The organism is Bradyrhizobium sp. cf659 (assembly GCF_900113725.1).
Classification (GTDB): Bacteria; Pseudomonadota; Alphaproteobacteria; order Rhizobiales; family Xanthobacteraceae; genus Bradyrhizobium.
In genome coordinates, this window is record NZ_FOQJ01000001.1 from 1,157,190 (window position 1) to 1,170,405 (window position 13,216).

At 65.6% G+C, this 13,216-nt stretch carries 11 protein-coding genes and 1 pseudogene; 2 read left to right on the plus strand and 10 right to left on the minus strand.

The window, feature by feature from the left end; all coding sequences use genetic code 11:
* Positions 1–44: 44 nt before the first annotated feature.
* From BM118_RS05795 to BM118_RS05830, 8 genes and pseudogenes are all read right to left on the minus strand, one after another.
* Positions 45–1,277, minus strand: coding sequence for a BaiN/RdsA family NAD(P)/FAD-dependent oxidoreductase (locus BM118_RS05795; protein ID WP_092183029.1), 1,233 nt, complete (start codon positions 1,275–1,277; stop codon positions 45–47).
* 153 nt (positions 1,278–1,430) lie between these two features.
* Complete coding sequence (locus tag BM118_RS05800; RefSeq protein WP_092183031.1) at positions 1,431–2,348, minus strand: SDR family NAD(P)-dependent oxidoreductase; 918 nt, start codon at positions 2,346–2,348, stop codon at positions 1,431–1,433.
* Positions 2,349–2,637: 289 nt separating this feature from the next.
* Positions 2,638–3,117 (minus strand): MaoC family dehydratase, encoded by a 480-nt coding sequence (locus tag BM118_RS05805; protein ID WP_092183033.1) that lies wholly within the window; start codon positions 3,115–3,117, stop codon positions 2,638–2,640.
* 130 nt (positions 3,118–3,247) lie between these two features.
* Positions 3,248–4,966, minus strand: coding sequence for an AMP-binding protein (locus BM118_RS05810; protein WP_092183035.1), 1,719 nt, complete (start codon positions 4,964–4,966; stop codon positions 3,248–3,250).
* A 132-nt stretch (positions 4,967–5,098) separates the two neighbouring features.
* Positions 5,099–5,995 (minus strand): annotated as a pseudogene (gene mmsB / locus BM118_RS05815) (3-hydroxyisobutyrate dehydrogenase); the annotation flags it as partial.
* Positions 5,996–6,016: 21 nt separating this feature from the next.
* The gene (locus BM118_RS05820; protein ID WP_092183039.1) at positions 6,017–7,084 is read right to left on the minus strand and encodes an enoyl-CoA hydratase/isomerase family protein; all 1,068 of its coding nucleotides are present in this window, start codon (positions 7,082–7,084) and stop codon (positions 6,017–6,019) included.
* Positions 7,081–8,226 (minus strand): isobutyryl-CoA dehydrogenase, encoded by a 1,146-nt coding sequence (locus BM118_RS05825; RefSeq protein WP_092183041.1) that lies wholly within the window; start codon positions 8,224–8,226, stop codon positions 7,081–7,083. Before BM118_RS05825 ends, BM118_RS05820 begins: the two co-directional genes overlap by 4 nt.
* Positions 8,227–8,248: 22 nt before the next feature.
* Positions 8,249–9,745 (minus strand): CoA-acylating methylmalonate-semialdehyde dehydrogenase, encoded by a 1,497-nt coding sequence (locus BM118_RS05830; protein ID WP_092183042.1) that lies wholly within the window; start codon positions 9,743–9,745, stop codon positions 8,249–8,251.
* A 103-nt stretch (positions 9,746–9,848) separates the two neighbouring features.
* On the opposite strand from BM118_RS05830, the gene BM118_RS05835 reads away from it, so the two are divergent.
* The gene (locus tag BM118_RS05835) at positions 9,849–10,757 is read left to right on the plus strand and encodes a LysR family transcriptional regulator (RefSeq protein ID WP_092183044.1); all 909 of its coding nucleotides are present in this window, start codon (positions 9,849–9,851) and stop codon (positions 10,755–10,757) included.
* 135 nt (positions 10,758–10,892) lie between these two features.
* Here BM118_RS05835 and BM118_RS05840 read toward each other — a convergent pair whose 3' ends face one another.
* A complete protein-coding gene (locus BM118_RS05840) occupies positions 10,893–11,513 on the minus strand; it encodes a TetR/AcrR family transcriptional regulator (protein WP_092183046.1) in 621 nt (206 codons plus the stop codon).
* Between the two features lie 64 nt (positions 11,514–11,577).
* A complete protein-coding gene (locus BM118_RS05845) occupies positions 11,578–12,111 on the minus strand; it encodes a PaaI family thioesterase (protein WP_177234042.1) in 534 nt (177 codons plus the stop codon).
* A 154-nt stretch (positions 12,112–12,265) separates the two neighbouring features.
* Between BM118_RS05845 and BM118_RS05850 the strand changes: the two genes are divergently transcribed.
* Entirely contained in the window at positions 12,266–13,036 is a 771-nt protein-coding gene (locus BM118_RS05850; protein ID WP_177234043.1) for an enoyl-CoA hydratase, read from the plus strand.
* The last annotated feature ends 180 nt before the right edge of the window (positions 13,037–13,216 follow it).

Genomic DNA, 13,216 nt, shown 5'->3' on the forward strand with positions numbered 1-13,216 from the left:
TAAGGTGGCCGCTTCTTCAGCGGCCCTCGAAGGGCGACGGCGTTCTAGGAACGCTTGAGCCACTCCAAGACGCCCCTGCCCGCGGCCGCACCGGTCGCAAACGACGCCTGCAACAGATAGCCCCCGGTCGGCGCCTCCCAGTCCAGCATCTCACCGGCGGCGAACACGCCGGGCAGCTTGCGCAGCATGAAATGCTCGTCGAGCCCGTCGAAGCTTATTCCGCCTGCGGTCGAGATTGCGCGATCGATCGGGGCAACGCCGGTGAGCCGAACCGGAATGGCGTTGATCAGGTGCGCCAGATCGGCCGGCGAGAACGATGCCAGCGGCCGGCCGGATACGATCGCCGCCTCCTGCATCAGGCCGATGCCGACCGGCGACAGCTGCGCTGCCTTGCGCAGGAAATTCGCGAGCGATTGCTTGCCGCGCGTGCCTGATAGCCGCGTGGTCAGCGCGGCAGCGGCGAGGTCGGGTCGCAGTGCGATCGTGAGCGTCGCCTGTCCGAGACCCAGCACCGCCTCGCGCAGCTCCGCCGACAGCGCATAGATCGCGCCGCCTTCGATGCCACCGCGGGTGATCATCGCTTCGCCGCGCACCGTATGTGCACCGATCGTCAGGGCGACACCCTTGAGCGGCTGTCCCTCGAAACGGTCGCGGAATAATTCGGACCAGGCGACCGTGAAGCCGGAATTGGCCGGCCGCAGCCTCGAGATGGCGATGCCTTTTGCCGCGAGGATGTCGGCCCAGCGGCCGTCCGACCCGAGCCGCGGCCAGCTTGCGCCGCCAAGCGCGAGCACCGTGGCGTCGGCTGCAACGGCGGAGGTGCCGCTCGGTGTTTGAAACAGCAACCGCCCTTCCCCATCCCAGCCGATCCAGCGATGGCGAAAAGCAAAACGGACGCCGGCGGCGTCGAGCCGCCGCAGCCAGGCGCGCAGCAAGGGCGAGGCCTTGAACGCCTTTGGAAACACGCGGCCACTGCTGCCGACAAAGGTCGGCTCACCCAGTGCCCCGCTCCAGGCCCGTAGCGCGTCGGGTGAGAAGGCTTCGATCGCCGCTTGCAGCTTCGGCGCCGCCTCGCGATAGCGCGGCATGAACTGCGGCAGCGGCTCGCTGTGGGTGAGATTGAGCCCGCCCCGGCCCGCCATCAGGAATTTGCGGCCGGCGGACGGCATCGCGTCGTAAACGGTGACGCGCGCCCCACCCTGCGCCAGCACCTCGGCCACCATCAGCCCGGCGGGACCTGCGCCGATGATGGTGACGTGGGATTCGGGTGGTGTCATGGCGGGAGTTTAGGCCAGATTCTCGCGCCGAAAACAGCGTCATTCCGGGGCGCGCCCGCTTCGGCGCGAACCCGGAATCCATTGGGCGGCGGATTCTGTAGCACGATGGATTCCGGGTTCGTCGCTTTGCGACGCCCCGGAATGACGGCGCGGCTAGAGCTTGATCCCCGCGCGCGCCGCGGCCTGCGCCACATACTTCTGCGTCTGCTCGAACGCTCCCGTCAGCGCCTTCGCCTTCGACATGTCGCTGATCTCGGCGAAATGCGCGGCGACCGCGTCCGGCGTCCATTCGGACTCCGGCAGGTTGATGCCTTCGCTCTCGACAATCTTGATCACCGCGAAAGAGCCGGCGCCGGCGCCCATGATGGTGCGGGTCGGCGCATCCTCGCTCAGCATGTATTCTACGGCGGGCGTGATCGCGTTCGGCTTCATCAGTTGCAGCGCCTGCGGCGGCAGCAGCTCTTCGGTCATGCGGGTCGCCGCGGTCGGCGAGATGATGTTGACGCGGATGTTGGTCTTGCGGCCTTCCTCGGCCAGCACGTTCATCAGGCCGACCATGCCGGACTTGGCCGCGCCGTAATTGGCCTGGCCGAAATTGCCGTAGAGGCCGGAGGACGAGGTGGTCAGCACGATGCGGCCGTAGTTGCGGTCGCGCATGCCGGCCCAGGCCGCCTTGCAGCAATAGAAGGTGCCGACGAGATGCACGTCGAGCACCTTCTGGAAATCGGCGGCCTCCATCTTGCCGAACGACTTGTCGCGCAGAATGCCGGCATTGGCGCACAAGAGGTCGACGCTGCCCCACTCCCTGGTGGCGCGCTCGACCATCGCGGTGACCTGCTCGAAGTTCGAGACGTCGGCGCCGTCGGCCATCGCGGTGCCACCTGCTTTGCGGATCTCCTCGACCACGGCTTCCGCCGGCGACAGCGAGCCGCCGGTGCCGTCGCGCGCGCCGCCGAAATCGTTGACCACGACCTTCGCGCCGCGGCTGGCCAGCCCCAGCGCATGCGCCCGTCCGAGGCCATTGCCCGCGCCGGTGACGATGGCGACGCGTCCGTCAAACCTGATTGCCATGAGTGCGTTTCCCTGTGCTTTCTTCCCTTCCCTTGTGGGAGAAGGTGGCGTAGGCGGCCTACGGCCGCCGTACCTAAGTGTGGACGCCGACGCGTAGCGTCGGCTACGGCGCCGGATGAGGGGTTGTCTCGACAAGCGAGTCCGCGGAGAGACACCCCTCACCCGGCTTCGCGTTCCGCGAAGCCACCCTCTCCCACAGGGGGAGAGGGTAAGAGCGCTCCGCGCGAGATTTGGACAGCTTTTGAGCAGCGATGGGTTGCCGGGTCAAGCCCGGCAACGACGCGTGGTATCAGGCGAAATAGATCAGGCCGAGCCAGTCGGCGACCAGCGCGGGCTTGTCCTCGCCCTCGATCTCCACCGTGACATTGGTGCGGGACTGCAATTCGTTCGGCTTGCGCAGCCTGGCTTCCGCCAGCACGAACCGGCCGCGGACGCGCTTTCCCGAGCGCACCGGCGAGATGAAGCGCAGCTTGTCGAAGCCGTAATTGACGCCCATCGTGGTGCCGGCGATGACAGGCATGACTTCATAAGACATGATCGACAGCAGCGACATCGTCAGAAAGCCGTGCGCGATGGTAGTGCCGAACGCGGTTTCCTTCTTCGCCCGTTCAGGGTCGACGTGGATGAACTGGTGGTCCTCGATCACGTCGGCATAGGTGTCGATGCGGGGCTGGTCGATCAGGTGCCATGACGACACGCCGATCTCCTTGCCGACCATGGCCTGATAGGCCTCCAGGGAAATCGGCGGCTTCTTCCAGACTTCGTTCATTGATAGCTCCTGGTGTCGTCATTCCGGGGCGATGCGGAGCATCGAGCCCGGAATCCATCGCGCCGCAGAGCGTGTTGCGAAATGGATTCCGGGCTCGCGCTTCGCGCGCCCCGGAATGACGAGATCTCACTTAACTTTCACCCCTGGCTTTCGGCAACTCCGGAAAATCCTCTTCCCGGAATTCCCGGCCGCGCAGGGGATCGTTGCGGTCGTCGTCGCGTTCCAGCCGTCGTAGCTGCACGCGGCGGATTTTGCCAGAGATCGTCTTCGGCAGCTCCGTGACGATTTCGAGGCGGCGGATGCGCTTGAACGGCGCCAGGCGCGTGTGCAGGTGCTTGAAGATCGAAAGCGCCGTCTCAGGCGTTCGCTCCGCACCCGACGTCAGCAGCACGAAGGCCTTGGGAATCGCCAGCCGGATCGGGTCCGGGCTCGGCACCACGGCGGCCTCGGCGACGAGCTCGTGCTCGAGCAACACGCTTTCCAGCTCGAACGGACTGATGCGGTAATCGGAGGACTTGAACACGTCGTCGGAGCGGCCGACGAAGGTGAGATAGCCGTCTTCATCTTCGAACACGACGTCGCCGCTGCGATAGAGCGTGCCTTCGGCGCCCGCGAGCTTGCCGTCGTCGCCCTGATAGCCCTGCATCAAGCCGGCGGGACGGCTCGCCCCGAGCACCAGCGTCACCTCGCCCTCCTTCGCCGGGTTGCCGTCGGCATCGCTGACCTGCACGCGATAGCCCGGCAGCGGGCGGCCCATCGAGCCGACCTTGATCTTTTGCCCCGGCGAGTTGCCCGCCAGCGCCGTGGTCTCGGTCTGGCCGTAGCCGTCGCGGATGGTAAGGCCCCAGGCCACCTGCACCTGATCGATCACCTCAGGATTGAGCGGCTCGCCGGCACCGCAGACCTCGCGCAACGCGACCTTGAACGAGGCAAGGTTCTCCTGGATGAACAGCCGCCACACCGTCGGCGGCGCGCACAGCGTGGTGACGCTGCAGCGGCCGATGGTGGCAAGCAGCGCCTTCGCATCGAAACGCGGCTGGTTGACCACGAACACGGTGGCCCCCGCATTCCACGGCGCGAAGAAGCAGCTCCAGGCGTGCTTGGCCCAGCCGGGCGAGGAGATGTTGAGATGGACGTCGCCGGGCTTCAGCCCGATCCAGTACATGGTGGAGAGATGGCCGACGGGATAGCTGCGCTGGCTATGCAGCACCAGCTTCGGTTTTGCCGTCGTGCCCGAGGTGAAATAGAGCAGCATCGGGTCGTCGGCGTTGGTGGGGCCGTCGGGCGCAAAACTCTCCGGAGCTTTCCTCGCCTCGTCAAAGGCGAGCCAGCCATCAGAGGCATCACCGACCACGATGTGCACGACATTCTCGGCGCCAAGGCTCGCGAACTTCGCGACCTGATCCTGCGCGGCGACCACCGCCCTCGCCTTGCCGCGATCGAGCCGGTCGCGCAGCTCGTCGGCGGTGAGCAGCGTGGTGGCGGGGATGACGACGACGCCGAGCTTCATCGCAGCCAGCATGGTCTCCCACAGCGGGACCACATTGCCGAGCAGCAGCAGGAGATGGTCGCCGCGCCTCAAGCCCTGCGCGCGGAGGAAGTTGGCGACCTGGTTGGAACGGCGCGACAGTGCCGCAAAGGACAATTTCGTCTGCCGGTCCTGTGCGGCATCGACGATCCAGAGCGCGGGCTGATCCTTGCTCTCCGCCTTGGTCGCCAGTTCGGCGTCGAACCAGTCGAGCGCCCAGTTGAAGGGAGCCGGATCGGGCCAGCGGAAGCCTCTGAGCGCTGTCTCGTAATCCGTGCGGTGTTGCAGAAGGAACGCGCGCGCTTCCTGAAATGTCGTCATGGTCCGAGCCCGTCAAATTGACCTTCGAGCGTAGCCCGGATGGAGCGAAGCGCAATCCGGGGCCGGCTACGCAATTGGAAGGAGTTGACCCGGATTTCGCTTCGCTCCATCCGGGCTACGGGCAAAGCCTCGCTATTTTCCAGCGAGGCTGCGAACGTGCTTGATAATTCCGGAAAAATCCACCCCGCCCTGGCCCGCCTTGTCGAAGGCCTGATAGATCTCCTGTGCATGCTGGCCGAGCGGCGTGGCCGCGCCCGCGGCCTTGGCCGCGTCCTGCGCCAGGGTCAGGTCCTTCACCATCAGCGCCGAGGCGAAGCCCGGCTTGTAGTCGTTGTTCGCCGGCGAGGTCGGCACCGGGCCGGGAACCGGACAATAGGTCGTGAGCGACCAGCACTGGCCCGACGAGGTCGAGGCAACGTCGAACAGCGCCTGATGCGAGAGCCCGAGCTTCTCAGCCAACGCAAAGGCCTCGCTCACTGCGATCATGGAAATGCCGAGGATCATGTTGTTGCAGATCTTGGCCGCCTGGCCGGCGCCGGCGCCGCCGCAATGCACGATCTTCTTGCCCATGTTTTCCAGCACGGGCTTTGCCGCCGCAAACGCCTTGTCGTCGCCGCCACACATGAAGGTGAGCGTCGCGCCCTTGGCGCCTCCGGTCCCGCCGGAGACCGGCGCGTCCACCGACAGCACGCCGTTCTTGGCGGCCAGCGCGTGGGCCTGCCGCGCGCTCTCGACGTCGATGGTGGAGCTGTCGATGATCAGCGCGCCCTTGGTCATGACGGGGACGACCTCGGTCCAGACACCGAGCACGTGCTTGCCGGCCGGAAGCATGGTGACGACGACATCGGCGCCCTTCACCGCACCCGCTGCGCTGTCGGCAATGCTTGCGCCATCGGACTTGGCTTGCGCGCGCGAGGCCTCGACGAGGTCGAACGCGACGACCTTGTGGCCGGCCTTAACCAGATTGGCGGCCATCGGGCCGCCCATGTTGCCGAGACCGATAAATGCGATCGTGGCCATCTTCGTTTCCTCCGCTGAACGTTTCGTTGATTAGTTGAACTTCAATTCGTCGGCGCCAATCTCGGCGAGATACGGCGCAAGCATCTGCGGCGTCACGTCCTCGATCCGCGGCGGCGACCAGGTGGGATTGCGGTCCTTGTCGATCACGGCGGCGCGCACGCCCTCGCGGAAATCATCGCTGCGGAACACTTCCAGCGCGGCGCGGTATTCGCGCACCAGACATTCTTCCAGGTTCGACGCGGCGCGTGCCAGCCGCAACAGCTTCAGCGTCACCACCATGCCGCGCGGCGATTTCTCGCCGAGCGTCTTCAGCGTGGCCAGAGCGAATTCGGAACCGTCACGCTTGAGGGCGGCGACGATGTCCTCCATGCGATCGAAACCGAACAGCGCATCGATCATCGGCTCCTTCGCCGCCACAGGTCCTGCGGTCTCGCCGGTCGCAAAGCCGTTGATGAGCTTGCCGACTTCGGCCGCGGTCGCACCGGAGCGCAGCTTCGTCAGGGCCTCGCGCAGCTGCGGGAGTTTCACCGCCGGCACCACCCAATCGGCGAACTTGGCGTGGATCGCGTCCGGCCCGTTCATGGTCTGGCCAGTCAGGCCGAAATAGGTACCGATCTCGCCCGGCGAGCGCGACAACAAATAAGTGCCGCCGACATCGGGGAAGAAACCAAGCCCGACCTCGGGCATTGCGAGTTTGGTACGGTCAGTGACGACGCGATGACTCGCATGCGCGGAGAGCCCGACGCCGCCGCCCATCACGATACCGTCCATGAAGGCAACATAGGGCTTTGGAAATTTCTTGATCCGGGCGTTGAGGATGTATTCCTCGCGCCACAGGATCTTGCCGAGATCGCCATGGACCTTCGAGCTTTCCCAGAGCGCACGGATGTCGCCGCCGGCACAGAGGCCGCGCTCGCCGGCGCCCTCCAGCAGGATCACGGCGACGGCCGGATCGGCCTCGAAGCGGTCGAGCGCGGTCTCGATGTCGCGAAACATCTCCAGGGTGACGGCGTTGATGGCCTTGGGACGGTTAAGCCTGATCACGCCGGCCGCACCCTCGACGCGCGCGACCAGATCGCCCTCTTCCACTGCTGTCATCGCGCGCCCTCGATCAGTTTGCGCGCCACGATGAGCCGCATGATTTCATTGGTGCCTTCGAGGATCTGGTGCACGCGCAGATCGCGCACGATCTTCTCGATGCCGTATTCGCTGAGATAGCCGTAGCCGCCGTGAAGCTGGAGCGCCTGGTTGGCGACCTCGAAACCGACATCGGTGCCGAAGCGCTTGGCCATCGCACACAGCATGGTGGCGTCAGGATCCTTGCGGTCGAGCGCCGCTGCGGCACGCCACAGGAAGGTGCGCGCGGCCTCGAGCTCGATCGCCATGTCGGCAAGGCGGAATTGCAGCGCCTGGAATTCGTCGAGGCGCTTTCCAAACGCCTTGCGCTCCTTCATGTAGGCGCGCGCCTTGTCGAGCGCGGTCTGCGCGCCGCCGAGCGAGCAGGCCGTGATGTTGAGACGGCCGCCATCGAGGCCGGCCATCGCGATCTTGAAGCCGACGCCCTCCTCGCTCAACCGGTTGGCGACCGGCACGCGGGCGTTCTCGAACATGACTGCACGGGTCGGCTGCGCGTTCCAGCCCATCTTGCGCTCGTTGGCGCCGAACGACACGCCCGGTGTGTTGCCGTCGATGACGAGGGTCGAGATGCCGCCGGGGCCGTCACCGCCGGTCCTGACCATCGCGACCAAAAGGTCGGTGCCACCGGCACCCGAGATGAACTGCTTCTGGCCATTGAGGACGTAATGATCGCCATCGCGCACGGCACGGGTGCGTAACGCCGCGGCATCGGAGCCGGCGCCCGGCTCGGTCAGGCAATAGCTGGCGATCAGCTCCATGGTGCAGAGCTTCGGCAGCCATTTGTGGCGCTGGGTGTCGCTGCCGTAGGCATCGATCATCCAGGACGCCATGTTGTGGATGGAGATGAAGGCCGACGTCGTCGGGCAGCCCGTCGCCAGCGCCTCGAAAATCAGCGCCGCGTCGAACCTGGTCATGGCGGAACCGCCGACATCCTCGCGGATATAGATGCCGCCCATGCCGAGCGTCGCCGCCTCGCGCATCACGTCGACGGGGAAATGCTTCTCCTCGTCCCAGCGCAGCGCGTGCGGCGCGATCTTTTCCGCCGCAAACGCCAACGCCATGTCGCGAACCGCGATCTGATCCTCGTTCAGAGCGAACTGCATGGGTGCCTCGCTCTCGAGAGGATCACTTCATCAGCGGGATCGAGAACTCCGCGCCTTCCTTGACGCCGGACGGCCAGCGCGAGGTCACCGTCTTGGTCTTGGTGTAGAAGCGGACCGAATCCGGACCGTGCTGGTTGAGGTCGCCGAAGCCCGACTTCTTCCAGCCACCGAAGGTGTAATAGGCGATCGGCACCGGGATCGGCACGTTGATGCCGACCATGCCGACATTGACCTTGGCCGCGAAGTCGCGCGCAGCGTCGCCGTCGCGGGTGAAGATCGCAACGCCGTTGCCGTAGTCATGATCCGACGGCAGCGCCAGCGCTTCCTTGTAGTCGTGCGCGCGCACGACCGAGAGCACGGGGCCGAAGATCTCTTCCTTGTAGATCCGCATGTCCTTGGTGACGTTGTCGAACAGCGAACCGCCGAGATAGAACCCCTTCTCGTAGCCCTGCATCTTGAAGCCGCGGCCGTCGACGGCGAGCGTTGCGCCTTCCTTGATGCCGATGTCGATGTAGCCCTTGACCTTCTCGACGGCTTCGCGCGTCACCAGCGGGCCGTAATCGGCCGACGGATCGATCGAGGTGCCGATCTTCAGGGACTCGACGCGCGGGATCAGCTTGTCCATCAGGCGGTCGGCGGTGGACTTGCCGACGGGCACCGCGACCGACACGGCCATGCAGCGCTCTCCGGCCGATCCGTAACCGGCGCCGATCAGCGCATCGACCGCCTGGTCCATGTCGGCGTCGGGCATGATGATGGCGTGGTTCTTGGCGCCGCCGAAGCACTGGCAGCGCTTGCCGGTCTGGGCGGCGCGCTCGTAGATGTATTGCGCGATCGGCGTGGAGCCGACGAAGCCGATGGCCTTGATGTCGGAATCGTCGAGGATGGCGTCGACCGCCTCCTTGTCGCCGTTGACGACGTTGAGGATGCCGGCCGGCAGGCCCGCCTCCATCATCAGTTCGGCAAGCAGCATCGGCACGCCGGGATCGCGCTCCGACGGCTTGAGGATGAAGGCATTGCCGCAGGCGATCGCGGGCGCGAACTTCCACATCGGAATCATCGCCGGGAAATTGAACGGCGTGATGCCGGCGACGACGCCGAGCGCCTGACGCATCGAATAGATGTCGATGCCGGGGCCGGCGCCCTCGGTGTACTCGCCCTTCATCAGGTGCGGAATGCCACAGGCGAATTCCGCGACCTCGAGGCCGCGCTGGATGTCGCCCTTGGCGTCGGGAACCGTCTTGCCGTGCTCACGCGCCAGCAGCTCGGCGAGCTTGTCGTAGTCGCGCTGCACCAGCTCGACGAATTTCATCATGACGCGGGCGCGGCGCTGCGGATTGGTCGCGGCCCATTCCGGCTGCGCGGCGCGGGCGTTCTCCACGGCAGCGCGGACCTCGGCCTTGGAGGCCAGCGCCACCTTGGCCTGGACGTCACCGGTCATCGGCTCGAAGACGTCGGCGGTGCGGCCCGAGGTACCCTTGACCTCCTTGCCACCGATGAAATGTCCGATTGAACGCATGGAATAATCTCCTTGGAAGTCGAGCCTGATCGCTTTGACAAATCCTATCGACCTGCATTTTATAGGATTCAAGTCTGATATATTGCACCATAGATGTGCGAAAATGCTGGATCAAGGTAGCATCGACTGGGACGACTTTCGCTTCGTGCTGGCCATCGTGCGGGGCGGCTCGGTTTCGGCTGCGGCAAAACAGCTCGGCGTCGACCATGCCACGGTGATCCGCCGCGTCGACCGGCTGGAAAAGCACCTCTCGGCAAAGCTGTTTGACCGGCGCAAGACCGGCTATCTCCTGACCGAGGCCGGCCAGCGCGTCGCCGACAGCGCCGAAGCGATGGAATCGACCATCGTCGCCAACCAGGAGCAGGTCGGCGGCTCCGTGGCGCGGCTGACCGGAACGGTGCGGATCGGTGCGCCTGATGGCTTCGGCACCGCCTTCCTGGCGCCGCGGCTGGCGCCCTTCGCGGACCGGTATCCCGATCTCGACCTGCAACTTGTGGCTACGGCGCGGCTGTTCAGCCTCTCCAAGCGCGAGGCCGACATCGCCATCAGCCTGACCATGCCGAAGGAAGGCCGCATCGTCGGCCGCAAGCTGCTCGACTACCGCCTCGGGCTCTACGCCGCGCCCGCCTATCTCGACCGCTTCCCGGCAATCGTCTCGCGCGAGGTGCTGCCGCAGCACCGCTTTGTCGGCTACATCGAGGAGCTCCTGTTCACGCCGGAACTCGATTATCTGCCCCAAGTGTCGCCGCGGATTTCCGCCCGCTTCCGCAGCGCCAATCTGATCGCACAGCTCAACGCCACCCTCTCGGGCTTCGGCATCGCGGTGCTGCCGCATTTCATGGCGAGCGAGTATCCGCAGCTTGTCGCGGTGCTGCCGGAGGAGATCTCGATCACGCGGACGTTCTGGATGCTGATGCACGCCGACAGCAAGGATCTCGCCCGGATCAGGGCCGTGGCCGATTACATCGGCGAGATCGTGGACCGCGACCGGGCGTTGTTTTCGGGGCGGTAGAGCAAGGGCTTCGTAGGGTGGGTTAGCGAAGCGTAACCCACCACTTTGATTTCCGCAGAGACAGAAGCGGTGGGTTACGCCCAGCGACTGCGCTTCGCGCAGCCGCAAGGCTAACCCACCCTACGGCATCTCGGCCTAATTCTGCTTCGCCTTCTTCGCCGCCGTCACCTTCGGCTCACGCTTCGCGCCATCCAGAGCGCTGTCCCTGCCCGCCTTCAGCACCTCGTCCGACAGCTCGCTGGAGCCGGCGATGCGCGCCAGCAGCATGGTGCCGGCCATCGTCGCCAGCGTCGCGATCGCCTGCTTGCGCGCGGCCTTGCGCGGCAGGTTCGGGATGTAGTCGGTCATCATCTCGATCATCTCGTCGAGCTTGCCGGCGAAGGCTTTTCGCGTCTTCGGGCTCTCGCGGGCGATCTCTGCGCCCAACGCGGGAATCGAGCAGCCATGGCCGGGATTGTCGCGATGCAGCGCGGAGAGATAGGCCTCGGCGATCAGCGCCAGCCGCTTCTCCGGCGAGACCTCGCCACTGATCTTGCGCCAGTGTTCCATCGAGCGGTCCATGGCGTAGCCAAAGGCCTCGATCACCAGCGCCTCGCGGGAATCGAAATGCGCGTAGAAGCCGCCATGGGTCAGGCCCGCCTCCTTCATGAGGTCGGCGACACCGATGCCGTGCGCACCCTTTTCGCGCAGCCGCACGGAGGCCTTCTTCACGATGCGGTCGTGGGTTTCCTGCTTGTGTTCCCGGGAATAGCGCATGCGAGTCTCATTGAATGTCGGAGATCATCTCATAACACAGAAATGGACCAGACGGTGGATTAATTCACGTTAAGATATTACCGATCATGGAAAAGGTTGCAGTTGCATGGACCGCGAGCGCGCCCTTGCCGTCGCGGACGAAACCCTCGGTGTAACTGGTCTGCCGTCCCAGCTTGATGATCTTGCCTTCGGCCGAGATCAGCCCGGACCGGACCGACAGCGGGCGCAGGAACGTCATTTTCAGATCGAGGGTCACGGACGACTGCCCGGGCTCCAGCCGGGTGGAGATGGCGCATCCCATGGCGGTGTCGATCAGCGCCGCGGCCGTCGCGCCATGCAGGAGGCCGATGGTATTTTCGAGATCCTCGCGCGGCTCCAATTCCATCACGATCCGGCCCGGCTCGACCACCGCCATGGTGAAGCCGATCAGCTTGGCGAAGGGTGGCGGCGGCAAGCGGCCGTCGCGAATGCCCAGCATGGCGTCCATGCCCGACAGGCCCATCGCCACTTTCGCAACCGGCGCAGGAACCTGCCAGTCCACCACACGCTCGCGCCGCTGCGCGGGCGAAAACAGGTCGAGTTGATCGTTACAGGACATGGCGGCCTTTTTGTATGACATACATCATACTATGCCACGAACTTCGCCCTGGCAACTCCGTCTCCCCGGCCCGCTTGACAAGCAGCGCGTTTCGGCCCGGAAGTGACCCCGACCGGTGCGCCCGCGCACGTCCAACAAACGTCGAGATGCCACGATGGAAATGCTCAACAACCACTGCGGCGTGACGCGCGATGCGCGCGGCGTCGTCCATGTCGCGATCTGCAACGCCGGCCCGCTGAATATCTTGGGCTCGCCCGTGACCGACGCAGTGCGCGAAGGCCTGCAACGGCTCGCCACCGATCGCAGCATCCGCGTCGTGGTGCTGCGCGGCCAGAGCGAGAAGAGCATGATCGGCGGCGCCGACATCAAGGAGATGGCCAGGCTCGACCAGACGTCCGCCGAGGCCTTCATCAGCCGCCTGCGCGATCTCTGCGAGGCCGTGCGCCAGTTCCCCGCCCCCGTGATCGCGCGCATGCCCGGCTGGTGCCTCGGCGGCGGGCTCGAAGTGGCCGCCGCGTGCGACTTCCGCATCGCCGCCCATGATGCGCATTTCGGCATGCCGGAGGTGCGCGTCGGCATCCCCTCGGTGATCCATGCCGCACTGTTGCCGCGCCTGATCGGCTGGGCCCGCGCGCGCTGGCTGGTGATGACGGCTGAGAACATCGACGCGCCGACGGCGCTGGCCTGGGGCCTGGTCGACAAGGTCGCACCCGAGGGCGGGTTGGATGCAGCCGTCGAGCACACGGTGCAGGCGCTGCTCGAATGCGGCCCCGAGGCGTTGCGGTCGCAGAAGGCGCTGCTGCGGCAATGGGAGGAACTGCCGCTGACGGAGTCGGTGAATCTGAGCGTGAAGGTGTTCGGCGAGTCGTTCCTGACCGACGAGCCGACGCGCCTGATGCAGGCGTTCGTGGATCGGAAGCGGTAGGTCCCTCCAACAACGATGTCATGCCCCGCGAAGGCGGGGCATCCAGTACGCCGCGAGCCATCGGTTCAATCACAACGGCCTCGGCGTACTGGATCGCCCGCCTGCGCGGGCGATGACAGCGAGTTGTGGGGCAACCTCCTCCGATCGAACGACCAAATCTCATCCGAACCACGACAATTT

Coding starts and splice junctions, on each gene's coding strand:
- BM118_RS05835 (WP_092183044.1), top strand. CDS start 9,849: ATGCTGGATCAAGGTAGCATCGACTGGGACGACTTTCGCTTCGTGCTG.
- BM118_RS05825 (WP_092183041.1), bottom strand. CDS start 8,226: ATGCAGTTCGCTCTGAACGAGGATCAGATCGCGGTTCGCGACATGGCG.
- BM118_RS05840 (WP_092183046.1), bottom strand. CDS start 11,513: ATGCGCTATTCCCGGGAACACAAGCAGGAAACCCACGACCGCATCGTG.
- BM118_RS05810 (WP_092183035.1), bottom strand. CDS start 4,966: ATGACGACATTTCAGGAAGCGCGCGCGTTCCTTCTGCAACACCGCACG.
- BM118_RS05830 (WP_092183042.1), bottom strand. CDS start 9,745: ATGCGTTCAATCGGACATTTCATCGGTGGCAAGGAGGTCAAGGGTACC.
- BM118_RS05845 (WP_177234042.1), bottom strand. CDS start 12,111: ATGTCCTGTAACGATCAACTCGACCTGTTTTCGCCCGCGCAGCGGCGC.
- BM118_RS05850 (WP_177234043.1), top strand. CDS start 12,266: ATGGAAATGCTCAACAACCACTGCGGCGTGACGCGCGATGCGCGCGGC.
- BM118_RS05805 (WP_092183033.1), bottom strand. CDS start 3,117: ATGAACGAAGTCTGGAAGAAGCCGCCGATTTCCCTGGAGGCCTATCAG.
- BM118_RS05820 (WP_092183039.1), bottom strand. CDS start 7,084: ATGACAGCAGTGGAAGAGGGCGATCTGGTCGCGCGCGTCGAGGGTGCG.
- BM118_RS05795 (WP_092183029.1), bottom strand. CDS start 1,277: ATGACACCACCCGAATCCCACGTCACCATCATCGGCGCAGGTCCCGCC.
- BM118_RS05800 (WP_092183031.1), bottom strand. CDS start 2,348: ATGGCAATCAGGTTTGACGGACGCGTCGCCATCGTCACCGGCGCGGGC.